This window comes from Allorhizobium sp. GW101-3B10 (assembly GCF_059424725.1).
Genome location: NZ_JBWKZR010000001.1, coordinates 1200920 through 1222958, shown reverse-complemented (window position 1 = coordinate 1222958; position 22039 = coordinate 1200920). Strand labels below are relative to the sequence as shown.

Sequence of the window (22039 nt, the reverse complement as noted above, 5' to 3'; positions counted from 1 at the left end):
TTCCTCCCGTCTTTCGGCCAGGCGGCGAAGCGGATCACTCGGCCGCCTCGATCGCCGCGGCGACCTGCATTTCCTTGTGCAGCCGCGCCTCCTCGTCGGCATGCGGCTTCGAGAAGCGCGCCAGCCCCAGATAGGCGAGCGGCGTCACGTAGAGCGTGACGACCGTGGCAAAACCGAGCCCGCCGACGATCACCCAGCCGAGCGCGATGCGCGCCTCGGCGCCCGCCCCGTGGGCCAGCACCAGCGGCACGCCGCCGAGGATCGTGGCGATCATCGTCATCATCACCGGACGAAGACGCAGATTGGCGGCATTCTCGATCGCTTCGCGCACCCCCTGCCCGCGATCGCGCAGCTGGTTGGCGAATTCGACGATCAGGATGCCGTTCTTCGCCATGATCCCGACCAGCATGACGAGGCCGATCTGGCTGTAGACGTTGAGGCTCGTCCCGGTCAGCAGCAGCGCGAACACGGCACAGGCGAGCCCCAGCGGCACCGTCGCCATGATGATGATCGACGACAGCACGCTTTCGAACTGGGCCGCCAGCACCAGGAAGATGATGACGATGGCAAAGCCGAAGGTCGAGCCCATACCGCCGCTGTTTTCGCTGAGCGTCGCCGCCTCCGCGAGCGGCAGAAGCCGGGCGCCCGGCGGCAGGTTCGGCTCGGCGAGCGCGATCGCCTTCTCCAGCGCCGCTCCGAGCGACAGCCCGGGTCCGAGGCCGGCGGTCACCTGCACGGCGGCCAGCTGCTGTTCGCGCGCCAGCGACGGCGCCACCGCCTTCTCCTCCAGGCTGGCGATCACCGACATCGGCACGGTCTTGCCATCCGCGGTCCTGAGGAAGATGTTTTCGAGATCGGTCGGATCGTCGATCGGCCGCGTCGTCGACGCGAGCTTCACCGGATAGGCCTCGCCGTCGACATAGACGTCGCCGATCGAGCGGCCGTCCAGCAGCGACTGCAGCGCCTGGGCAAGCCCGGTGATGTCGATCCCCAGATCCGCGGCCCGTTCGCGGTCGATCGACACCCCGAGTTGGGCCTGGCTGATGTCGTTCGACAGCCGCGGATTGTCGAAGCTGCCGTCGGCCTCCAGATCCGCCACCAGCTTGATCGCCGCCTGGGTCAGTTGTTCGTGGCTGGAACCGACGAGCGCAAACTGCAGCCCGCTGCCACCGCCGCGGATCCTCAGGCTGTTCGGCTGCATGGCAAAGGCGTTGACGCCCGGAATGCCGGACGCGATCCGCGTCACGTCCTGGACGATCGCGTCCTGGCTGCGCTCCCGCTCCCCCCAGGGGGCAAGGGTCAACACCATGAAGCCGCTGTTCTTGTTGCTGCCGAATCCGGAGATCGAAAACAGGTTGGCGACCTCGCCGCTGTCGCGCAGCGGCTTCATCGCCTCTTCGATGCGCTGCATCTGGTCCTGCATGTAGTCGAGGCTCACCCCCTGCGGCGCCGAGACGCGCACCATCACCGCGGAGCGGTCCTCGCGCGGCGTGAGTTCGCTGGTGATCAGCGAGAAGGCGGCAAAGGCGACGAGCGAGAAGGCGATGCAGACCGCAACGACGACGATCGGCGCATTGAGGCAGGCGCTGAGGCTCCGGCGATAGAAGCGCGAAAACGCGTCGCCGAATCGGGCCAGCGGCCCGCTGTGATGCTCGATCGCGTGCGCGGTCAGCATGCGCGAGGCGAGCATCGGGCAGAGCGTCAGTGCCACGATCGACGACAGCGTCACCGAGAAGGCCAAAACGAAGCCGAATTCGCGGAACAGCCCGCCCACCTGACCCGGCAGGAAGGAGAGCGGGATGAACACGGCGGCCAGTGTGGCCGTCGTGGCGATGACGGCGAAGAACACCTCGCGCGTGCCGAGCACGGCCGCGGCCCGCGGTCCGAGCCCCTGGCTGCGCCGGCGCACGATGTTCTCCAGCACCACGATCGCGTCGTCGACGACGAGGCCGGTCGCCAGCACGATGGCGAGCAGCGTCAGGATGTTGATCGAGAAGCCGACGAGGTAGACGGCCGCCACAGTGCCGATCAGCGAGACCGGCATGGTGACCGCCGGAATGATGGTCGCGCGCCAGTCGCGCAGGAAGAGGAAGATGATGCCGATGACGATCACGGCGGCGAGAATGAGCGCATTGACCACCTCGTCGATCGAGCCGCGGATGAACACGGCGTCGTCGCTGGTGATGCGGATCTCGGTGCCTTCCGGCAGCTCCGTCTGCAGCCGCCCGACCATGGCCTTGACGCCATTGGAGATGCTCAGCGTGTTCGACTGCGCCTGGCGGATGATGCCCATGCCGATGCCGGCCTTGCCGTTCGAGCGCAGCGCCGTGGACGACAGGTCCGGCCCGAAGGTCACGGTCGCCACGTCGCCGAGCCGCACATTGTCGCCGATGAGCAGCCGGGTGAAATCCTCCGGCGTCTTCAGGTCGGCGGTGGCGCGCACCACGATGTCCTGCGTCGACGACGTGATCGAGCCGGCCGGCACGTCGAAGGCGATGTTGGACAGCGCAGACGTGAGCGTCGCCACCGTCAGCCCCCGGCTCGCCAGCGCCGCCTGGTCGACGTCGACGCGGAAGATCTTGTCCTGGTCGCCGTAGAGTTCGATGTCGGCCACGCCGTCGACCGAGGCCAGCCGGTCGGCGATCTCGTTGTCGACCAGCAGCGTCAGGTCCTCGATGTTCATCCGGTCGGAGGTCACCGCCAGCCGCATGATCGGGTCGCTGTCGGAATCTGCCTTGACGATGCGCGGCTCGTCGGCATCGTCCGGCAGGCTGTTCGACACCCGCGAAATGGCATCGCGCACGTCGCTCGCCGCGACATTGAGGTCCGTGGTGTCGGAGAATTCGAGCGTCACGCGGCTCGATCCGAAGGACGAGGTCGACGACATGGATTTGAGCCCGGCGACGCGCGCCACGGCCCCTTCCACCACCGTCGTCAACTGCTGGTCGATGGTCTGCGGCGAGGCCCCGTCGAACGAGGTCCGAACCGTGATCACCGGCCGGTCGACGTCGGGCAGTTCGCGCACCTCGATGCCGTAGAAGGCGGCAAGGCCGGCCACCACCATCAGCGCATTGGCGACCGCCGCAAAGATCGGCCGGCGGATGAAGAGCGCGGTGAAACCGGTCTGCTTGTCGGGCGCAGCCCCCGCAACAGGGCCCTGTACCTCCCCGTCGCCGTTCTTGCCGTCGCTCAAATCGCTGTCCCCGCTCATCGGCTTGCCACCGGTTTTTCGCCGTTCGCGGGCTTCGCACCGGCTTCGTCGCCGATCACCTGCACCGCCCGGCCGGCGCGCACGCGTTGAATGCCTTCGGTCACCACCCGGTCGCCCTCGGCAAGCTCGCCCTCGACCAGGACGGCGTCGGGATTGCGCTGGACGATCCGCACCGGCACCTTCTCGGCCTTGCCGTCGGTCACGCGCCAGACGAAGGAACCGTCGCTGTCCCACTGCACGGACAGGGGATCGACGGCGGGAAAGCGCTCACCGTCGAAGCTCATCGCCACGGTAAAGGCCATGCCGGCGCGCAGGTCGTCGTTCTCGTTGGCGATCTTGGCGCGGATGCGCAGCGTCCGGCTCGCCTCGTCGATGCGGTTGTCGACCGCCGCCACGCTGCCCTCGTAGAGCTTGCCCTGGCGCGCCACCGCGGTTGCGGTCAGCGGCTGGCCGACCTTGATGATCGGGGCGAAACGTTCCGGCACCCAGAAGTCGATCAGCAGTTCGGAGCGGTCGTCGACCGTGGCAATCGCCGTCGAGGTGGTGACATTGTCGCCCGGATTGACGGTGACGATGCCGGCGACGCCGTCGATCGGCGCGACGATCTCGCGCCGCTTCAGCTCCAGTTCGGCCGAGGCAAGCGCGAGTTTCGCCCCTTCGAGCGCGATGGCGGCATCGAAGGCATCGATGCGCGAGGCTGCGGATTTCAGGTTGGTGTAGAGCTCGTTCTTCTCGGTCGCGCTCTTCAGTGCCACCTGCGCCTGATCGCGGGCGATGCGCTGCTCCTCGTTTTCCAGCCGCGCGATCACCTGGCCCTTGGTGATCCGGTCGCCGGACTTGATGGCGATTTCGGACAGCATGCCCGAAACCTGCGGCATGATGGTGACGGACTGGATGGCGTCGCCGGTGCCGAGCGCCGAGAGACGGTCGTTGACCGTGCCCACCTCGACCGGCCGCACGACCACCAGCGCCTGCGCCCCGGCCCCGCGGCGATTGCCGCCCTGGCCCTGCGCGCCCTGTCCGGCGCCCTGCCCCTGCCCCTGCGCACCCTGGCCCTGCCGCGCCTGGCCGTTCCCTGCGGCGTCGCCCGTTTCCTCCGCCGCCGGCGCGACGAGGGCGACCACTGTTTCGGGCACGCCGATCCGCCGCAGCACGCCGTCGGCGCCGGGCACGAACCAGACCCACAGGAATAGGCCTGCGGCGATCGCCACGAGACTGAGGGTCAACTGCTTCCAAAATGCCATTGGGAACTCCGGCCTGTGCTGCGCCCGCCGGGTCTCGCCTTGGAGACGCCATGCAGCCATCAGGCGAATTGCGGGTCATCTGTCCGGCAATATTTCGCTGCAAGGCACAAACGGCAAGGCGCAATGGCCAAGATTACGAAATTGTCATCTCGCAGGCCTCCGGCCCGTGCGGGCGATCAATTCGGTCGCCTTGCCGATCGCACCCGGCAAAACCGTCGACATTCCCTGCGGATAGCGCCCGGATCGGAATGAAAGGGGAACATCTTTTCTGGTCTTTCCGATCCGAATCACTACATTGGCCGCATGAGTAACGGTTTCGACGACATACCCTTCTTCGACGACGAGGAACCCGCCCCGCGCAAACCCGTCGCCGAAGGACGCGCCCCCGCCGCGGCACCCGCCGCCGGCGGCCTCGGCATCGCGGCGCGCGCCATGGCGGCGCGCGACCAGAACCGCGTGCCCGACTATCTTTCCGGCCTCAATCCGGAACAGCGCGAAGCCGTGGAAACGCTGGACGGCCCCGTCCTGGTGCTGGCCGGCGCCGGCACCGGCAAGACCCGGGTGCTGACCACCCGCATCGCCCATATTCTCGCGACCGGCCGCGCCTTCCCGAGCCAGATCCTCGCCGTGACCTTCACCAACAAGGCGGCGCGCGAGATGAAGGAGCGCATCGGCCTGCTCGTCGGCGGCGCGGTCGAGGGCATGCCCTGGCTCGGCACCTTCCACTCGATCGGCGTCAAGATCCTGCGCCGCCACGCCGAAATGGTGGGCCTGCGCTCCGATTTCACCATTCTCGACACCGACGACGTCATCCGCCTGATCAAGCAGATCATCCAGGCAGAAGGCATCGACGACAAGCGCTGGCCGGCCAAGCAGTTCGCCCAGATGATCGACGGCTGGAAGAACAAGGGCCTCGACCCCGCGCAGATCCCCGAGGGCGATGCCCGGGCCTTCGCCAACGGCAAGGGCCGCGAACTCTACGCCGCCTACCAGAACCGCCTGAAGACCTTGAACGCCTGCGACTTCGGCGACCTTCTCCTGCATCCGATCCGCATGTTCCGCGCCAATCCGGACATCCTGAAGGACTATCACCAGAGGTTCAAATACATCCTGGTCGACGAATACCAGGACACCAACACCGCGCAATACATGTGGCTGCGGCTGCTGGCGCAGCGGTCAGGCCCCTCCTCTGCCCAGCGGGGACCCAAACCTCATCCTGAGGAGGCGCGCAGCGCCGTCTCGAAGGACGAGGTTTGGCCAGATCGGGCAGTATCCTTCGAGGCCTCGCTGCGCTCGGCACCTCAGGATGAGGCACCAAAGGTCAACATCTGCTGCGTCGGCGACGACGACCAGTCGATCTATGGCTGGCGCGGCGCGGAGGTCGACAACATCCTGCGCTTCGAGAAGGATTTTCCCGGCGCCAAGGTCATCAAGCTGGAGCGCAACTACCGCTCGACGGAGCATATCCTCGGCGCCGCCGGCCATCTGATCGCCCATAACGAGGGCCGTCTCGGCAAGACGCTGTTCACCGACCGCGTCGATCCCGATGACGAGAAGGTGGTGGTGCATGCCGCCTGGGATTCGGAAGAGGAAGCCCGCGCCATCGGCGAGGAGATCGAGCGGCTGCAGCGCGGCAATGCCGACGGCAAGAAGCACGCCCTCAACGACATGGCGATCCTGGTGCGCGCCTCCTTCCAGATGCGCGAGTTCGAAGACCGCTTCGTCACCCTCGGCCTCAACTACCGCGTCGTCGGCGGCCCGCGCTTCTACGAGCGCCTCGAGATCCGCGACGCCATGGCCTATTTCCGCCTGGTCTGCCAGCCGGCCGACGACCTCGCCTTCGAGCGCATCGTCAACACCCCGAAGCGCGGCTTGGGCGACACCACCATCCGCACGCTGCACGACTATGCCCGCGCCCGCGACGTGCCGATGCTGGCCGCCGCCGTCGACCTGATCGAGACCGACGAGGTCAAGCCCAAGGCCCGCAAGGCGCTGTTCGACGTGATTCAACACTTCAGGCGATGGTCGGAACTGCTTGAAACGACGCCCCATACCGAGCTTGCCGAGCAGATCCTCGAAGAGTCCGGCTATACCGACATGTGGAAGAACGACAAGTCGGCCGAAGCCCCCGGGCGCCTGGAAAACCTGAAAGAACTGATCCGCTCGATGGAGGCCTTCGAGAGCCTGCGCGGCTTCCTCGAACACGTCTCGCTGGTCATGGACACCGAGCAGAATGCCGAGATGGACGCCGTGTCGATCATGACGCTGCATTCGGCCAAGGGGCTGGAATTCGAGACCGTCTTCCTGCCCGGCTGGGAGGAAGGCCTCTTCCCCCACCAGCGCTCGCTCGACGAAGGCGGCCGCTCAGGCCTCGAGGAGGAACGCCGCCTCGCCTATGTCGGCATCACCCGGGCCAAGCGCCGCTGCCACATCTGGTTCGTCTCCAACCGCCGCATCCACGGCCTGTGGCAGTCGACCATGCCGTCGCGCTTCCTCGACGAGCTGCCGGTCACCCATGTCGAGGTCGCCGAGAGCGAGCAGTCCTATGGCGGCTACGGTCGCGGCGGCTACGGCCAGTCGCGCTTCGACAAGGCCGATCCCTTCGCCAACAATTACTCCACCCCCGGCTGGAAACGCGCCCAGGCCAACAAGTCGGACGCCACCCGCGACAACTGGGGCAACCGCTCCGGCCACGCCATCGAGCGCATCGGCTATGGCGAGAGTGGCCCGAAGGCCAAGACCATCGAGGGCGAACTGGTGGCCAAGTCCACCACCACCGAACCGTCGAAATTCACCGTCGGCGACCGCGTCTTCCACATCAAGTTCGGCAACGGCAACATCGCCTCGATCGAGGGCAACAAGCTCACCATCAACTTCGACCGCGCCGGCGAAAAGCGCGTGCTGGACGGGTTTGTCGAGAGGGTGTGATTGACAATCTAAGCAAACAAATGCGTGCATACGTCGAAAGACGGAGGGCAAGATGGCATTCTGGGCACAACCGCTTAATGATCGTGAGGTCGTGGATCTCTTTGAAGAAGCTCATAGGAAATTCCCCGAAGTTTCCGGAAGTCTCCGGGCCGGGAACGTAAATTTTACCTTAGCAAATTTTGATAGCGAGAATCTAAAGTTACTGAAGCGGAATTCAGGCTATTCGGTACGAAATTTCGATCTCGCGTATGGTAGAACTTCGTTCTCTTACCAAAGGGAGAATGAAAAAGGATCACCGCTCGCGAAATTGGAATTGAACTCAAATCAGAACGCGAAACCCGCGACAGATGAGTTTCAATTCTCTCTTTTTGTCCTGAAAAAACTCGGAAATCCGCCTCCGGGCGGAGACGCATCAGACCCGAGCAACCTCAACGTTCAGTTCGTGAAAATTGAAACAGTTCTTGCAGGGGCAGTTGACCAGTTCTCCGAACTTCAAAGGTCGTTCCACGAGAAAAACGAGAGCCTCCGCGAGGCCCATACACATGAGATTGAACGCCTCAAGATTGAGTTAGAATCTCAAAAGGAAGAGTACGCAGAGCGCTTTCAAACCGAGCGAGAGAATCTTGACGCCGAAATCGAAGCGAAGAGATTAGAAATTGAAAAAGCGAAAAAAGATCTGGATGATCGGTCAAACACTTTTGTCCGGAGAGCGATACGCAGCGAGATAAAAGAGTCGATCACCGGCTCGCTCGCTTCGTCCTTGTTTTCTGCCAACACTGCTTCCCAGCGACGGCCTGTGCGATGGGCTTATTGGCTCTTCATTGTCGCCGCCGCCGCATTTACCATTTTCAGTAGCTATCAGATCGCACTCCTCCCTTCGCTCGAGGCAGCAACCGGCATAATTCTCATTATCAAAGCATCGGTCGGAGGCTTCACCACAATTGGATTGGCCCTCCTTTATTTGAAATGGGAAACGACATGGATAAATCAACAAGCGGAATTTGAACGGATCCTGTCGGCAACCAGAACCGACATTGATCGTGCAAGCTGGGTAGTCGAATCTCTTCTGGAGTGGAACAGAGAAGCTCAGACGCCTATGCCGGCCGAACTGCTTGCTGCTTTGACTCGTCGGCTCTTTGACTGGGATGCAAAACTGGAAGAGAGCCAGTCGCCTGCGGACTCGCTTGCCTCGGCCATCTTAGGGTCGGCCTCAAACCTAAAGATCGGCCCCAACGGAGCGGAATTGGATATCAGCAACAGGGGTCTCAAACGCCTACAAGCTGATCAACAATAGCTTCCGCACTGGAAAGGGGCAGCGCCCCCTCACCCACGCGCCTCTTGCGTCCGGTGCAGCCACATCAGTTCCATCTGGACCGCCGCCTGGAAATCCATGATCTCGGCGCGCATCTCTTCTTCCGGGCAGCCGAGTGCCAGAAGTTCGGCGCCGAGCCCGCGGCAGGTCGTGCGCCAGAAATCGACGGCGGCCGGTCCATGGCAGTTGTCGAGCGCGACGGCCGAGCGGCGAACGAGGTCGCGGCGGCTGGCAAGCGGGAAAAAGGCGATGGACGGGGTGGCCTGGCCGATCATGGCGTCGTTACTCATACGTTACATCCTCACGTTGACAAAACACGTGTAGAATCAACATGGTTAACGTTCCGTTTCGCGCAGAGTCCGAAGTCCGGAAAAGGGCATATGAAGCCCCCCGGGCATGCGCGCGCGGCGATTGAAGCCCCCGTCGACCGTCGCAAAGGCGGCCTTTTTTTCCCGGCTGAACCGGCCGCCCCCGATCTCCCCCGAGGCAGCCTGAAGCCCGCCTGCTCCGCCAGCCTATAGGTGGTCACCTGGTCCCCCGGCCCGGCACCCACCGACCTGCGCCCGCCGGCCCTCACGGCGACATATCGCCGGCCGCCCTGCTCATGGGTCATCGCCCTCGCCGGCCCGGCTCTTCCGGCGCCCTTCGTGGGTCGCTTGCGCTCCCCCCTCAGGGTGAGGGCTATCGTGGTGCACCTTGGTGAGGCATTCCCTAGGCCGCCTTGCTGCGAGAGCCGCCGACGTGTGCCCTCATGCTGAGGTGCCCTCGCAAAGCGAGGGCCTCGAAGCATCCCGCGCCAAGCATTTCCCTCATGCTGAGGTGCCTGGCCGCAGGCCAGGCCTCGAAGCATCCCGCGCCACACGCACCCCCATACGGGGAAGCCCACCGCCGATTCCCCAGCAAATTCAGCGCCGACGCACCCCGACTTTCCCCGCCCCCAAACACCGGCCCTAAACTGATCCCGTTCCGTCGCGGATACACCACAAGGCGTTGTGGCGAGGCGGGGCCGGCGCGGGGTTTGGGGGAAAGACGCAAGAACCCAGACCTCGGGTCCGCGGAAAATGGTCTCCCCCTGGCGACGTGGGGGCAAGGTTTTTTTCGGGCTTTGGACGGCCCGAGACCTTGCCGGCCCTGACAGCGCGCCGGGAGCGCCTGTGTGGCGTGGCATGGTGGTAAGACCGGGTTGTCGAGGGTGTGCGGGCGTCCGCCGGTCAAAAGCCGGGCCCCGCGTGAAAAATCCCCGGCAAGGGCCGGCGCCGCAGAGAGGCCGAAGTCGCGGGCAAAAACCGCCGAACGGGGCGCCTTTGGGTGTCATCTGATTTTTTTACCTTACGCGGCAGCCAGAGGCGCCCCGTCCGCTCGGATCTGTTCCGGGCAAAAGGAAATGACAGCGAAACCGGAGGGCATGAGCCCGGCCGGCGTTTCCGATTGGGCGAAACACGAGGCATTTAGCTGGGCGAAGGACCGGTAAGTAGGTTGGGCGAGAGGCCGGCCCCACGTCGATCTCCCCCCTTGAGGGGGGTAAGGAACGGTCCGCGCAGCGGAGCAATCGATCCTGTGAATCGATTGCAGTGACGAACGCCGGCAGGACAGAGGGGGGCGAGCTTGCTCGCCCGGTGGTCGCGACAGACCCCCGCATCGACAAAGTTCGGCCTCGGTCCTCGCGGCTACCCCCCTCTGTCGGCTACGCCGACATCTCCCCCTCAAGGGGGGAGATTGCCCGCTGCCGTCGGCGACGAGCGACACCAACCGCCGCTTCCCCCTTGATCCCGCGGTCCCCCCTTGCCATCTTGCGCCGCACCCGAAGAAAAGGACGACGACCATGACCAAGGCCCTGCTGCTGATCGATATCCAGAACGGCTTCTGCCCGGGCGGCAACCTGCCGGTCGCCGATGGCGACGCGGTCGTGCCCGTCGCCAATGCGCTGATGAAGAGCGGCCGCTACGACCTGATCGTCGCCTCGCAGGACTGGCACCCGGCGAACCATGGCAGCTTCGCCTCGCAGCATCCCGGCGCAAAACCCTTCGACTTGGGCGAGCTCTCCGGCAAGCCCCAGGTGCTCTGGCCCGACCATTGCGTGCAGAGCACGGCGGACGCCGAATTCCATCCCGGTCTCGATATCTCGGCCATCGCCTATGTGCAGAAGAAGGGCGAGAACCCGGCCGTCGACAGCTATTCCGCCTTCCGCGACAACGACCGCGCCGCACTCACCGGCCTTGCCGGCTATCTCAGGCAGAAGGGCGTGACCGAACTCGACCTGATGGGCCTCGCCACCGACTACTGCGTGAAATTCTCCGCCCTCGACGCGGTCGACATGCTGCCGGGCGTCAAGGTCCGCTTCATCGAGGACGGCTCGCGCGGCATCGATCCGCAAGGCGTCAAGGCCGCGATCGACGAGATGAAGTCCGCCGGCGTCGCCGTCGTGTCGAGCCGGGACATCCTCGCCGCCTGATCCGGCACATGCCCTTCCCCCTTCGGCCGATTGATTTCCCCGCCCATCCACGCTAGGGGACCGGCGCGCCATAAGGTATTGCGGAGGACCGATATGGAGACCATCACCACCATTGCCGACCTCAGGGAGAGGCTGGCCGTTCACCGGCGGGCGGGCCGCTCGATCGGCTTCGTGCCGACCATGGGCTATCTGCATCAGGGCCACCTGACGCTGGTCGGCCGGGCCAAAGCGGAAAACGCCGTCACCGTCGTGTCGATCTTCGTCAACCCGCTGCAATTCGGCGCCAACGAGGACCTGGCGAAATATCCGCGCGATCTCGAGCGCGACAGCGCCCTGCTTGAGGAGGCCGGCGTCGATGTCCTCTTCGCCCCCGGCGTCACCAACATGTATCCGCGGCCGATGGAAACGGTGGTCGACGTGCCGAAACTCGGCTCGGAACTCGAAGGCGCCGCCCGCCCCGGCCATTTCGCCGGCGTCGCCACCGTCGTCACCAAGCTCTTCAACATCGTCCAGCCCGACGCCGGCTATTTCGGCGAGAAGGACTACCAGCAGGTGGCGATCATCCGCCGCATGGTGGACGACCTCGCCCAGCCGGTCCGCATCGTGGCCGTGCCGACCGTGCGCGAGGCCGACGGCCTCGCCTGCTCGTCGCGCAATGTCTACCTGACGCCCGCCGAGCGCACCGCCGCCGTGATCGTGCCGCGCGCCCTTGACGAGGCCGCAAGGCTGATCCGCTCCGGCATCGCCGATACGACAAGGCTCGAACAGATGATCGCCGATTTCATCCGCGCCGAGCCGCTGGCCACCCCCGAGGTGGTGGCGCTCCGCCACCCCGAGACGCTCACCGAGATCGACACCGTCGCCGGCCCGGTCCTGCTGCTGCTCTTCGTGCGCATCGGCCAGACCAGACTTCTCGACAACCGGGTGATCGACATCGCATCCGAAAACGGCATGGAGGCCGCCTGACATGAGCACCCCGCCCCGCCAGAAGCGGCTGACCCCGAACGACATCACGGCACTCAAGGGCCAGCGTCCGGTCGTCTCGCTCACCGCCTATACCACGCCGATGGCGCGCCTGTTCGATCCGCATTGCGACCTGTTGCTGGTCGGCGACAGCCTCGGCATGGTGCTTTACGGCATGGACACCACGGTCGGCGTCACCGTCGAAATGATGATCGCCCATGGCCAGGCCGTCATGCGCGGCGTCAACCGCGCCTGCGTCATCGTCGACCTGCCCTTCGGCTCCTACCAGGAATCGAAGGAACAGGCCTTCCGCACCGCCGCCCGCATCATGAAGGAAACCGGCTGCGACGGCGTCAAGCTCGAGGGCGGCGAGGAGATGGCCGAAACCGTCGCCTTCCTCGTATCCCGCGGCGTACCGGTCTTCGGTCATGTCGGGCTGATGCCGCAGCAGGTCAACACCTCGGGCGGTTACCGTTCCAAGGGCCATACCGACAAGGAAGCCGACAAGATCCGCCGCGATGCCCGCGCCATCGACGAGGCGGGCGCCTTCGCCATGGTGATCGAGGGAACGGTCGAGCCGCTCGCCCGCGAGATCACCGGCACGGTTTCGGCCGCCACCATCGGCATCGGCGCCTCGCCGGCCTGCGACGGCCAGGTCCTGGTCTCCGACGACATGCTCGGCCTGTTCAACGATTTCAGGCCGCGCTTCGTCAAGCATTTCGCCGAACTGGCCGAGGTCATCTCCAGGGCGGCCGAGGACTATGCGACGGAAGTGAGGGCCCGCACCTTCCCCGGGCCGGAGCATACCTTCCAGGTCCGTCCGAAGAAGTAGGTCCGGAGACCGGGCGCGAAATGGCCCGGCGACCTATTTGCCGGGTGTCTGCTCCAGCTGGTAGATCGCATCGTTGATCACCTCGATCTGGTTGGTGATCACCGCCTGTGCGTCGTAGAGCCCGCGATTGTAGAAATGCGCGCCGATCTGCTTGGCGAAGAATTCGAGCATGGCCTCGGCCTCGAACCGGCCGACGTCGAGTTCGAATTCGGTGAGGAAATAGTCCCGCACCTGAGCGACGATCGCCGCTTGATCTTCATCGGAGAAATCGAGTTTCGGCACCGGCCATTCCCCTTGTGTTGCCACATCGTCCAGATGGCAAAACACTAAAGCATGTCCGGGCAAAGTGCGAAGCGGTTTTCCGTCTGCCGGGGCGCGAAACCACAAGGATCGAGCATCACGGCCACGGCCTTGGAAGCGGAAGGCCTCCTTGATGACATGTCAGGGGAATCAATCGATCCATCAGGCTTATTCGTTTGTTCGCACGGCAGCTTGCCTCTAAGGGCTATCCTCAAACGAGGTGCGACATCCGATGAATTCCGACTTTACCGAGGGCCTGCGCGGCAGCACGCCGATCCTCGTCTCGACCATTCCCTTCGCCGCCCTGTTCGGCGCCATCGCCGTCAGCAACGGCCAGACCGTCGCCGAGGCGACGCTGATGAGCGCCATCGTCTTTGCCGGCGCCAGCCAGCTGGTGGGCATCGAGCTGTTCGGCCATTCGGTGCCGCTCTGGGTCATCGTGCTGTCGATCTTCGCCGTCAACTTCCGCCACATCCTCTATTCGGCGGCGATCACGCCCTTCATCGCGCATTTCTCCCCGCTGCAGAAAGCTGTGTCATTCTTCCTGCTGACCGATCCGCAATTCGCGCAGACCCTGACGCGCGGCGAGACCGGAAGGAGGGTTTCGTTTGCCTGGTACATGGGATTTGCCACGACGATCTATGTCGGCTGGGTCGGCGTCAGCGCGATCGGCGCCGGCTTCGGCAGGCTCATCGGCAATCCCGCCGCCTGGGGTTTCGACGTGCTTTTGCCGATCTACTTCATGGGTCTGGTGCTCGGCTTCCGCAGGCGATCGAACTTCCTCGCCGTGGTCTTCGTCAGCGCGGTGGTCTCGGTCCTTGCCCAGCAACTGGTCGGCTCGCCCTGGCATGTCAGCATCGGCGCGCTGGCCGGCGTCATCCTGGCAGCCCTGCTGCCGCCCAAGGCCGCAGCCGCAACTGCCGCCGAAGGGGAGGACAAGCCATGAGCGAGTTCTTCACCCCCTACATGACCCTGCTGATCCTCGTCGGCGCGGTCGCCACCTACCTCACCCGGATCGGCGGCTACCTGCTGATGAGCCGGCTGAAGAACGTGCCGCCGCGCGTCGATGCGGCCCTCAATGCCGTGCCCGCGGCGGTCCTGACCACGCTGGTCGCCCCCGCCCTCTTTTCCGGCGGGCTGGACGTGAAGGTCGCCATGGCCGTCTCGCTGGTGATCGGCCTTGGCGCCTCCTCCATCCCCATGCTGATCGGCGGATGGGTCGTCGTGATGCTCATGCGCCAGCTGATAGGCTGAACGGCTCGGTCGCCCGTTCCAGCCAGGCCTTCGCCTTTTCGTCGTGCATCAGCGGCATCAGCTCGTCGCGGGTCTTGGCATGATAGTCGTCGAGCCAGCGCAATTCCTCGTGCGTCAGCAGGTCGGTCACGACGAGATACTTGTCGATCGGCGCATAGGTCAGCGTCTCGAAGCTCATCATCGGCATGTCGCCGCCTTCCACAGGCTCGGCCTCGCGCACATAGACGAGATTCTCGATGCGGATGCCGAAGGCGCCCGGCCGGTAATAGCCGGGTTCGTTGGAGAGGATCATGCCGGGCAGCAGCTCCTGGGTGGCGAGCCGGCTGATGCGCTGCGGCCCCTCATGCACGGAGAGATAGGAGCCGACGCCGTGGCCCGTGCCGTGGGCATAGTCGGCGCCCGCCTTCCACAGCGCGATGCGCGCCAGCGGATCGAGGTCGCAGCCGCGCGTGCCCTTGGGGAAACGCGCCGTGCTGATGGCGATCATGCCCTTCAGCACCAGGGTGAAGAAGCGCTTCTGCTCGTCCGACACCGCGCCGATCGCCACCGTGCGGGTGATGTCGGTCGTGCCGTTGACATATTGCGCGCCGCTGTCGATCAGGAACAGGTCACCCGAATGGATCGGCCGGTCGGACGTGGTCGTGGCGCGGTAATGGATCACCGCCCCGTGCTCGCCGGCACCGGCGATCGTGTCGAAGGAAATGTCCTTGAGCGGGTTCTGCATGCGCTCGCCGACGCGCATGCGCGCCTCCTCCAGCGCCTCGGCCGCACCGATCTCGGTGATCGAGCCCGGATGCTGGTCGTCCAGCCAGGAGAGGAATTCGACGACCGCCGCGCCGTCCTGCAGGTGGGCGGCGGCCGAGCCGTTGAGCTCGACCGAGTTCTTCACCGCCCGGGCGATCTTTGCCGGATCGGCACCGGTCACGACGGTCCCGCCATGGCCGCGGATGAGTTCGACCAGGGCGAAGGGCGCAAGTTCCGGGTCGACCAGGATGCGCTTGCCCTCGACGGCAAGCTTCTCCAGATGCGCGACCAGCATGCGCGGATCGATCTGGCGGCACATCTGCCCGAGATAGGCCTCGACCTCGATGCCGGTCTTGCGCTTGTCGAGGAAGAGCTCGGCCGAGCCGTCCGCCTTGATGATGGCACGGGCCAGGGGATGGGGCGTGTGTGGCACGTCGCTGCCGCGGATGTTGAAGATCCAGGCGATCGACGAGGGATCGGTGATCAGCGCGGCGTCGATCTGCTTGTCGGAGAGGTCGGCGGCGATCCGGGCGATCTTGTCCTTGGCCAGCACGCCGGAATATTCGATCGGCTGGATGACGACCGGACCCAGCGGCTCGGCCGGACGATCCGTCCAGATCGCGTCGAGCGGATTGGCCCCCAGCACCACCAGCGCGCCGTCCTGCTTGGCCAGCGCCTTTTCCAGCCGCTCCACCTCCTGGCTGGTGTGCAGCCACGGATCGATGCCGAGCCGGAAGCCCTTGGGCGCGTGCTTGACGATCCACTTGTGCGGCGGCTCGCCCACCAGATCGCCGGGCGAAAACACGTCGGGATCGACCTGCTCGGCGAGCTGCGTCACATAACGCCCGTCGACGAAGACGACCGCCTTTGCCGTGGTGATCAGCGCCTGCCCGGCCGAGCCGGTGAAACCGGTGAGCCAGGACAGCCGCTCGGCGCAGGCCGGCACGTATTCGCCCTGGTATTCGTCGGCGCGCGTCACCAGGAAACCGTCGATGCCGAGCGCGTCGAATTGCGCCCTAAGCCGCCCCACCCGCTCGCGTCCGAACTCAGGCGTGGAGGTGACATCGAAGGACTGGAACATGACGACCGCTTTCTTCAGGCTGGAATCTGGAGCGCCCCTTATAGCAAGCGGCACCGATCCTGCACCATGGCAAAAGCCGCCCGATACCTGCTGCCCGGAAATCGTGCGGCAATGCAGCATGGAGGCGGAAGGACGCCAGATTTGCGGTCAAAGATTCGGCACAAATGCTGCGTCGGGACGCTACCCATGCGCCATACGCATGACACCCATGTAGCAACCCCACTCACTCAAAGCGTTTGCAGAGCCTATATTCCACTCATCGAACAGCGCAGTCACAACCTGCAAGGAATATGGCAATGGCAAACTCCTTCTTTCGCAATGCCTTCAACCGCTTCGTCGCCGCCCGCGAACTGCAGGCCAGCCGCTACGTCAACGGCGCCCTGATGAACCTCGACGACGAGACCCTGAAGTCGCTGGGCACCAACCGCGAAGAGCTGCGCCGCAAGGGCGTCCGCGCTTCGGCATTCTGAGCCCAACCGCCGGAAAGGCGGAACCGGCGGCTTGACGACATCACTAGCCTGCTTGTAGCTCTCCTCCCAAAGCTCGCAGGTCCCGATCAGGCGACTGATCTGAAAAAGGCGGCATCCCCGGATGCCGCCTTTTTCATGTTCTGTCGGTCGGATGCGCCATGCATCTGACGCAATTGTGCAACGCAGAAATTGCGGACCCTCAGGACAGCCCGCGACCCTGCCGCAGATGGATCGTCACCCAGCCATTGCGCCAGATCGTCCGCACATGGGCCAGGCCCGCGCCGTTATAGGCGGCGATCACCTTCCAGCGCTGGCTGGCAAGAATGCCCGACAGGATGACCGAGCCGCCGGGCGCCAGATGCGTCGCCAGCTGCGGCGCCATCTTCATCAGCGGGCGGGCGAGAATATTGGCGATGATCAGGTCGAACGGGCCGTATTCGCCAAACGCGGTCGAATGGAAGCCAGGCGCAACGCGGAACTCGATGCCGTCGACAAGACCGTTGCTGCGGGCGTTCTCCCGGGCGACCCGCACGGCGATCGGATCGATGTCGGTCGCCAGCACCGGAATGTGCTTCAGCTTGCGAACCGCGATCGCCAGAACGCCGCTGCCGGTGCCGAGGTCCAGCGCATTGCGCACGGTCCGCGACCGCACCACCTCGTCGATCACTTCCAGGCAACCGGCCGTCGTTCCGTGGTGGCCGGTGCCGAAGGCCTGGCCGGCCTCGATCTCGATCGCCAGGTCGTTGACCCGAACCTTGTCGCGGTCATGCGAGCCATGAACGATGAACCGCCCTGCCCGGACCGGCTTGAGGCCTTCCAGCGACTTGGCGATCCAGTCGATGTCGGGCAGCACCTCCCTCTGGATCGGCAAGCCCGGGAAGGTCTCGGCGAAAAGATCTTCGAGACGCCCGCGGATCTCGTCCTCCTCCTCGGTCAACATATAGACGGAGGCTTCCCAGACATCGTTCTTCTCGTCCACTTCGGTCGTGGCGATCGCCAGATCCTCTTCGCCGAAGCAGATCGTCATGAGATCGAGAATCTCCGTCGCCATGGCTTCGGTCGTCGTCACAAAGAGGCGAATTTCACTCACGGTCGGTCATCCTGTCGAAAAGGGAGAGAACGGGACGGCGACGGAGCGCCGCCCGGCGCTTGCGCCTGCGGTACAACGCGGCGCGGCCGATGGCAACAGCAGAGGGCCCCGGCCAAGCGCCGGCGTCAGCCCTTGGCGAGGTTCTCAAGCTTCTTGATCGCCACGTCCGGGTTCTCGCCATAGGAGATGGTGCCGACGAACCGGCCCTCCTTGTCGAGCAGGAAGACCGAGGCGGTGTGATCCATGGTGTAGTCGCCGTTCGGATCCTTGTCGTCGAGCGGAATCTTCTTGGCATAGACGCGGAAGCCCTTGACCACCTCGCCCACCTTCTGCGGATCGCCGGCAATGCCGATGACCCGGTCGGTGACGTTGGAGATATAGGCGCCGAGCATTTCCGGCGTGTCGCGCTCCGGGTCGACGGTGACGAAATAGGCCTGCAACTTGGTCTTGTCCGGATCGACCGTGGTCAGCCAGCCGTTGAGCTCGAACAGTGTCGTCGGGCAGACTTCCGGGCAATGGGTGAAGCCGAAGAACAGCGCCGTCGGCTTGCCGCGGAGGGCCTGCTCGGTGATCGGCTTGCCGTTCTGGTCGACGAGGTGGAACGGCACGCCGAACGGCGCCTCGGCGATCTTGTCCTTGGTGTCGGTTACCGCCAGCGTCAGCCAGCCGAGCACGCCGGCCAAAACGACGACGCCGGCCCAGAGGAGAATGCGCAAAGTCTTCATCGAAGGTCAGGTCCCTTTGGAACGTCGGCAGGAAAGTTACCTGCCGATACGTCGAACCGTGCCGAAGTGCAAATCAACTCGCCGTTTGCACGCCGCAGCGCGCCGATTTGTCCCAGGGCGAGCCGCCCTCTGGCCGTCAAAAGCAGGAGGACAGGCCGTTCTCGGCATAGGTGAGCACTATATCCGCGCCGAATCGCATCCAGCCGGCAAAGACGACGGCGGTCAGCGCCGCCGCGCCCGCAATCAGGGCGGCGATCAGGGCGTGATTGAGCGGTCTTGGCGCGAGGCGATCCATCTCTCTTACATAATACGCGGCCCGGCCATGCGAAAGGGGAAAGGCGCGCGCTTCGTCGGGAAATAAATCGATCAATACCGAGAGTTCTTATGGCCGCCTTCACATGTTATGATTGTGATGCAGACGTTTTGGGAGGAACGAATGGAAGAACAGGTCATTCAGACGGCATTGCCGCCGAAGATGCGGATCAACCGGCTCGAGATGAAGGACGTCACGGGGGCGCTGGCCGAAGGGGTCAGGGACTTCCGGCGTTTCCCACTGTTCGGCCTGTTCTTCGGCGGCATCTATGCGCTCGGCGGTCTCTTCATCGTCGTGATGCTGAGCCTCTACCACCAGCCGTGGATGATCATACCCGTCGCCATCGGCTTCCCGCTGATCGGCCCCTTCGTCGCCGTCGGCCTCTACGAAATCAGCCGGCGCCACGAGCGTGGCGAAGCGATCAGTTGGCGCGGTGTTCTCACCGAAGTCTTCCGCCAGCGCGAGAGACAGCTCTCGTGGATGGCCTTCGCCGTACTCTTCATCTTCTGGATCTGGATCTACCAGGTGCGGCTGCTGCTCGCCCTGTTCCTCGGCTTCAAGATCCCCGCCTCGCTCGCCGCCTTCGCCACCGTCGTGACGACCACGCCCGAAGGCATGCTCTTCCTGCTGGTCGGGACCATCGTCGGCGGGATCATCGCCACCGTGCTCTTCTCCCTGACCGTCATCTCCATGCCGCTGCTGCTCGACCACGACATCGATTTCGTCACGGCCATGCTGACCAGCATCCGCACCGTGGTGGAGAACCCGGTGCCCATGCTGACCTTCGGCCTGATCGTCGCCGCAACCGCCTTCCTTGCCCTGCTGCCCTTCTTCGCCGGCCTGTTCGTCGCACTGCCGGTGCTCGGCCACGCGACCTGGCACCTCTATCGCCGCGCCATCGCCCCGGCATGAGCACCGGACCGGGCGGCGCGTTCCAAGCGCCAGATCTTCAACCGAAGCTGCGACTTCGCCAGCAATATTATCCGTTGCTTAACCACTATTTGGGATCATCTGACCGCGAGATGACCGGTTCGGTCATTCGGACATAACGTCCACCGGGACGGGTTCTCTTCTCCTCGGGCCTCTGCATGCAAGACAGGATCGCCGATGTGCTCCATCGGTGACGCATCTGGGGCAATGGGGAGGCGCATGCTAGACTTTATTTCGGGACGCGGGCTGTCGGTCCGGCAAAAGCTGATGACGCTCGGCGCTGCGACCTCGCTCGGCATCGGCTCGATGCTGGCGGTCGGCTGGTACGAGAACGCACAGGTCGACACCGCCCTGACCCGGGCACTGGCGCTCCAGCACCAGGTCGAGCAACTGAACGAGATGCAGCTCGCCAATTCCCGACTCGTTCTCGCCGCGATGGACACCATCATCGATCGCAGCGAAGGCGCCATCCAGAAGGAGCGTGCCGAAACCATCCGATCCGCGGCGACCTTGCTCTCCGCCGGCGCCCCCGTCATGAAGGCCATCGCCCAGGAAGGCGGCAACCCGGCCCTGGCGGAAACCTATGACGCCGACCTCGCCGAAATCGTCAAGGCGATCGAGGTGGACCTGAAGCGCCTGGTCGAGACCGGCGCGCCGGAAGCCGAATATGCAGCCATCGACGACGCCATCGACGGCGCCGGCGACCGGCTGTCGAACACGCTCGACCAGACCGCCACGCTTGCCGGCCAGATCATGCAGGCGAGCGTCGAAGGCGCGACCGCCAGAGCAGGCGCCTCCCTCTATATCCAGCTTGGCCTCGGTCTGCTCGCGCTGTGCACCACGCTGTTGCTTCAGGCCGTGCACGGCAATGCCATCGTCAACGGCATCCGCGCCGTCCGCTCCGCCATGCAGCGCGTTCTCGACGGCGATCTGGATACCACGATCGACGCCAACGGCCGCCGCGACGAAATCGGCGAAATGGCCCGCGCCGTCGACATCTTCCGCAACGCCGCCGTCGAGAAGCGCGCACTGGAATCCTCGTCCGCCGAAGCCAGCCGGCGCAACGAACAGGAGCGCGAAGCCCGCGCCGCCGCGCTTGCCGCCGACAATGCCGCCGTCAAGCGTGCCGTCGACCAGCTGGCCCTCGGCCTCAATCGCCTGTCGGAAGGCGATCTCTCGGTCACCATCGCCGAAGTCTTCCCCGGCGACCTCGAACGGTTGCGTGCCGACTTCAACCAGACGACCAACCGCCTCCAGAGCGTCATGGGCGAAATCGCCTCCAACAGCAGTTCCATTCGCGCCAACGGCCTGCAGATGCGCAGCGCCGCCGACGATCTCGCCCGCCGCACCGAACAGCAGGCGGCATCGCTCGAAGAGACCTCCGCCGCCCTCGACGAAATCACCGCGACCGTGCGCAACGCCACCGAGCGCGCCGAAGAGGCGAGCCACATGGTCGATAACGCCAAGGTCTATGCGGAAAAGTCCGGTTCCGTCGTCAGCGACGCCATGGCCGCCATGGAACGCATCGAGGATGCCACCGGCGAGATCGGCAAGATCATCAACGTCGTCGACGAGATCGCCTTCCAGACCAATCTTCTGGCGCTCAATGCCGGCGTCGAGGCGGCCCGCGCGGGCGAAGCCGGCAAAGGCTTCGCCGTGGTCGCCCAGGAAGTGCGGGCGCTTGCCGGCCGCGCCGCCGAGGCTGCCCGCGACATCAAGACCCTGGTCGGGCGCTCCAGCGCCGAAGTGAAGACCGGCGTCGAACTCGTCACCGCGGCCGGCGAGGCATTGCACCGCATCGGCGAGGACGTGCTGCGCATCAACGAGCATGTGAAGTCGATCGTCACCTCGGCCCGCGAGCAGTCTGTGGGCCTCAGCGAGATCAACTCGGCCGTCGGTCAGATGGACCAGGTCACGCAACAGAATGCCGCCATGGTCGAACAGACCAATGCGGCCAGCCATACCCTTGCCGGCGACGCGGAGAATCTCTCGCGTCTCGTCGGCCAGTTCAGGATGACCGGGAGCGCCTATGCCGCCCCCGCTCAGCCGCAGGCGGCCACCGCCGTCTCGCTGCCAAAGCCGTCCCCCGCGAAGAGCCTGATCGGCAAGGTCGCGGGAACATTCAACCGAAGCGCTGTCGCCCGCGTCGCAAGCCAGAGCGCCGCAGCCGAAAACTGGGAAGAGTTTTGA

The 22039-nt window shown here is 64.9% G+C and carries 18 protein-coding genes; 10 read left to right on the top strand and 8 right to left on the bottom strand.

What is annotated here, in order from left to right; all coding sequences use genetic code 11:
- Positions 1 to 34: 34 nt before the first annotated feature.
- Both AC07Y0_RS05750 and AC07Y0_RS05745 read right to left on the bottom strand, forming a co-directional pair.
- A complete protein-coding gene (locus AC07Y0_RS05750) occupies positions 35 to 3211 on the bottom strand; it encodes an efflux RND transporter permease subunit (RefSeq protein ID WP_498675385.1) in 3177 nt (1058 codons plus the stop codon).
- Entirely contained in the window at positions 3208 to 4455 is a 1248-nt protein-coding gene (locus tag AC07Y0_RS05745; RefSeq protein ID WP_498675383.1) for an efflux RND transporter periplasmic adaptor subunit, read from the bottom strand. The genes AC07Y0_RS05750 and AC07Y0_RS05745 overlap by 4 nt, the downstream gene beginning before the upstream one ends.
- Before the next feature lie 303 nt (positions 4456 to 4758).
- Between AC07Y0_RS05745 and AC07Y0_RS05740 the strand changes: the two genes are divergently transcribed.
- Together AC07Y0_RS05740 and AC07Y0_RS05735 are read left to right on the top strand one after the other, a co-directional pair.
- Entirely contained in the window at positions 4759 to 7383 is a 2625-nt protein-coding gene (locus AC07Y0_RS05740; protein WP_498675381.1) for an ATP-dependent helicase, read from the top strand.
- A 52-nt stretch (positions 7384 to 7435) separates the two neighbouring features.
- The gene (locus AC07Y0_RS05735) at positions 7436 to 8677 is read left to right on the top strand and encodes a hypothetical protein (RefSeq protein WP_498675380.1); all 1242 of its coding nucleotides are present in this window, start codon (positions 7436 to 7438) and stop codon (positions 8675 to 8677) included.
- A gap of 29 nt (positions 8678 to 8706) precedes the next feature.
- Here the strand turns inward: AC07Y0_RS05735 and AC07Y0_RS05730 are convergent, their stop codons facing one another.
- A complete protein-coding gene (locus tag AC07Y0_RS05730; protein ID WP_498675378.1) occupies positions 8707 to 8985 on the bottom strand; it encodes a DUF6074 family protein in 279 nt (92 codons plus the stop codon).
- A gap of 1532 nt (positions 8986 to 10517) precedes the next feature.
- Here AC07Y0_RS05730 and pncA point away from each other — a divergent pair.
- The 3 genes from pncA to panB all read left to right on the top strand — a co-directional run bounded on the left by pncA (position 10518) and on the right by panB (position 12942).
- Positions 10518 to 11147 carry a bifunctional nicotinamidase/pyrazinamidase gene (pncA, locus tag AC07Y0_RS05725; RefSeq protein ID WP_498675377.1) on the top strand — a complete coding sequence of 210 codons (630 nt, stop codon included), beginning with the start codon at positions 10518 to 10520 and terminating at the stop codon, positions 11145 to 11147.
- A 93-nt stretch (positions 11148 to 11240) separates the two neighbouring features.
- Positions 11241 to 12113, top strand: a complete 873-nt coding sequence (gene panC, locus AC07Y0_RS05720; protein ID WP_498675376.1) for a pantoate--beta-alanine ligase — start codon at positions 11241 to 11243, stop codon at positions 12111 to 12113.
- A 1-nt stretch (position 12114) separates the two neighbouring features.
- Positions 12115 to 12942: a 3-methyl-2-oxobutanoate hydroxymethyltransferase gene (gene panB / locus AC07Y0_RS05715; RefSeq protein WP_498675375.1), complete on the top strand. Its 828-nt coding sequence runs from the start codon at positions 12115 to 12117 to the stop codon at positions 12940 to 12942.
- A 33-nt stretch (positions 12943 to 12975) separates the two neighbouring features.
- Here the strand turns inward: panB and AC07Y0_RS05710 are convergent, their stop codons facing one another.
- A complete protein-coding gene (locus tag AC07Y0_RS05710) occupies positions 12976 to 13224 on the bottom strand; it encodes a DUF2164 domain-containing protein (protein ID WP_498675373.1) in 249 nt (82 codons plus the stop codon).
- A 250-nt stretch (positions 13225 to 13474) separates the two neighbouring features.
- On the opposite strand from AC07Y0_RS05710, the gene AC07Y0_RS05705 reads away from it, so the two are divergent.
- Both AC07Y0_RS05705 and AC07Y0_RS05700 read left to right on the top strand, forming a co-directional pair.
- The gene (locus AC07Y0_RS05705; RefSeq protein WP_498675371.1) at positions 13475 to 14188 is read left to right on the top strand and encodes an AzlC family ABC transporter permease; all 714 of its coding nucleotides are present in this window, start codon (positions 13475 to 13477) and stop codon (positions 14186 to 14188) included.
- The gene (locus tag AC07Y0_RS05700; RefSeq protein WP_498675370.1) at positions 14185 to 14496 is read left to right on the top strand and encodes an AzlD family protein; all 312 of its coding nucleotides are present in this window, start codon (positions 14185 to 14187) and stop codon (positions 14494 to 14496) included. Before AC07Y0_RS05705 ends, AC07Y0_RS05700 begins: the two co-directional genes overlap by 4 nt.
- Here the strand turns inward: AC07Y0_RS05700 and AC07Y0_RS05695 are convergent.
- The gene (locus tag AC07Y0_RS05695) at positions 14474 to 16321 is read right to left on the bottom strand and encodes an aminopeptidase P family protein (protein WP_498675369.1); all 1848 of its coding nucleotides are present in this window, start codon (positions 16319 to 16321) and stop codon (positions 14474 to 14476) included. The two genes, AC07Y0_RS05700 and AC07Y0_RS05695, sit on opposite strands and share 23 nt — an antisense overlap.
- A gap of 296 nt (positions 16322 to 16617) precedes the next feature.
- Here AC07Y0_RS05695 and AC07Y0_RS05690 point away from each other — a divergent pair, with 296 nt between their 5' ends.
- Complete coding sequence (locus AC07Y0_RS05690) at positions 16618 to 16791, top strand: hypothetical protein (RefSeq protein ID WP_498675367.1); 174 nt, start codon at positions 16618 to 16620, stop codon at positions 16789 to 16791.
- A gap of 199 nt (positions 16792 to 16990) precedes the next feature.
- On the opposite strand, the gene AC07Y0_RS05685 is transcribed toward AC07Y0_RS05690, so the two are convergent.
- The 3 genes from AC07Y0_RS05685 to AC07Y0_RS05675 all read right to left on the bottom strand — a co-directional run bounded on the left by AC07Y0_RS05685 (position 16991) and on the right by AC07Y0_RS05675 (position 18901).
- Positions 16991 to 17881 (bottom strand): 50S ribosomal protein L11 methyltransferase, encoded by an 891-nt coding sequence (locus tag AC07Y0_RS05685; RefSeq protein ID WP_498675365.1) that lies wholly within the window; start codon positions 17879 to 17881, stop codon positions 16991 to 16993.
- 125 nt (positions 17882 to 18006) lie between these two features.
- Positions 18007 to 18606 carry an SCO family protein gene (locus tag AC07Y0_RS05680; protein WP_498675363.1) on the bottom strand — a complete coding sequence of 200 codons (600 nt, stop codon included), beginning with the start codon at positions 18604 to 18606 and terminating at the stop codon, positions 18007 to 18009.
- Positions 18607 to 18742: 136 nt separating this feature from the next.
- Positions 18743 to 18901: a hypothetical protein gene (locus AC07Y0_RS05675; RefSeq protein ID WP_498675362.1), complete on the bottom strand. Its 159-nt coding sequence runs from the start codon at positions 18899 to 18901 to the stop codon at positions 18743 to 18745.
- 141 nt (positions 18902 to 19042) lie between these two features.
- Here AC07Y0_RS05675 and AC07Y0_RS05670 point away from each other — a divergent pair, with 141 nt between their 5' ends.
- Positions 19043 to 19831 carry a DUF2189 domain-containing protein gene (locus tag AC07Y0_RS05670; protein ID WP_498675360.1) on the top strand — a complete coding sequence of 263 codons (789 nt, stop codon included), beginning with the start codon at positions 19043 to 19045 and terminating at the stop codon, positions 19829 to 19831.
- A gap of 237 nt (positions 19832 to 20068) precedes the next feature.
- Positions 20069 to 22039, top strand: a complete 1971-nt coding sequence (locus AC07Y0_RS05665) for a methyl-accepting chemotaxis protein (RefSeq protein ID WP_498675358.1) — start codon at positions 20069 to 20071, stop codon at positions 22037 to 22039.

Excerpts from the sequence above, each read along its gene's own strand:
- AC07Y0_RS05750 (WP_498675385.1), bottom strand. The coding sequence starts at position 3,211 with ATGAGCGGGGACAGCGATTTGAGCGACGGCAAGAACGGCGACGGGGAG.
- AC07Y0_RS05745 (WP_498675383.1), bottom strand. The coding sequence starts at position 4,455 with ATGGCATTTTGGAAGCAGTTGACCCTCAGTCTCGTGGCGATCGCCGCA.
- AC07Y0_RS05740 (WP_498675381.1), top strand. The coding sequence starts at position 4,759 with ATGAGTAACGGTTTCGACGACATACCCTTCTTCGACGACGAGGAACCC.
- AC07Y0_RS05735 (WP_498675380.1), top strand. The coding sequence starts at position 7,436 with ATGGCATTCTGGGCACAACCGCTTAATGATCGTGAGGTCGTGGATCTC.
- AC07Y0_RS05730 (WP_498675378.1), bottom strand. The coding sequence starts at position 8,985 with ATGAGTAACGACGCCATGATCGGCCAGGCCACCCCGTCCATCGCCTTT.
- pncA (WP_498675377.1), top strand. The coding sequence starts at position 10,518 with ATGACCAAGGCCCTGCTGCTGATCGATATCCAGAACGGCTTCTGCCCG.
- panC (WP_498675376.1), top strand. The coding sequence starts at position 11,241 with ATGGAGACCATCACCACCATTGCCGACCTCAGGGAGAGGCTGGCCGTT.
- panB (WP_498675375.1), top strand. The coding sequence starts at position 12,115 with ATGAGCACCCCGCCCCGCCAGAAGCGGCTGACCCCGAACGACATCACG.
- AC07Y0_RS05705 (WP_498675371.1), top strand. The coding sequence starts at position 13,475 with ATGAATTCCGACTTTACCGAGGGCCTGCGCGGCAGCACGCCGATCCTC.
- AC07Y0_RS05700 (WP_498675370.1), top strand. The coding sequence starts at position 14,185 with ATGAGCGAGTTCTTCACCCCCTACATGACCCTGCTGATCCTCGTCGGC.
- AC07Y0_RS05695 (WP_498675369.1), bottom strand. The coding sequence starts at position 16,321 with ATGTTCCAGTCCTTCGATGTCACCTCCACGCCTGAGTTCGGACGCGAG.
- AC07Y0_RS05690 (WP_498675367.1), top strand. The coding sequence starts at position 16,618 with ATGGCAAACTCCTTCTTTCGCAATGCCTTCAACCGCTTCGTCGCCGCC.
- AC07Y0_RS05680 (WP_498675363.1), bottom strand. The coding sequence starts at position 18,606 with ATGAAGACTTTGCGCATTCTCCTCTGGGCCGGCGTCGTCGTTTTGGCC.
- AC07Y0_RS05675 (WP_498675362.1), bottom strand. The coding sequence starts at position 18,901 with ATGGATCGCCTCGCGCCAAGACCGCTCAATCACGCCCTGATCGCCGCC.
- AC07Y0_RS05670 (WP_498675360.1), top strand. The coding sequence starts at position 19,043 with ATGGAAGAACAGGTCATTCAGACGGCATTGCCGCCGAAGATGCGGATC.
- AC07Y0_RS05665 (WP_498675358.1), top strand. The coding sequence starts at position 20,069 with ATGCTAGACTTTATTTCGGGACGCGGGCTGTCGGTCCGGCAAAAGCTG.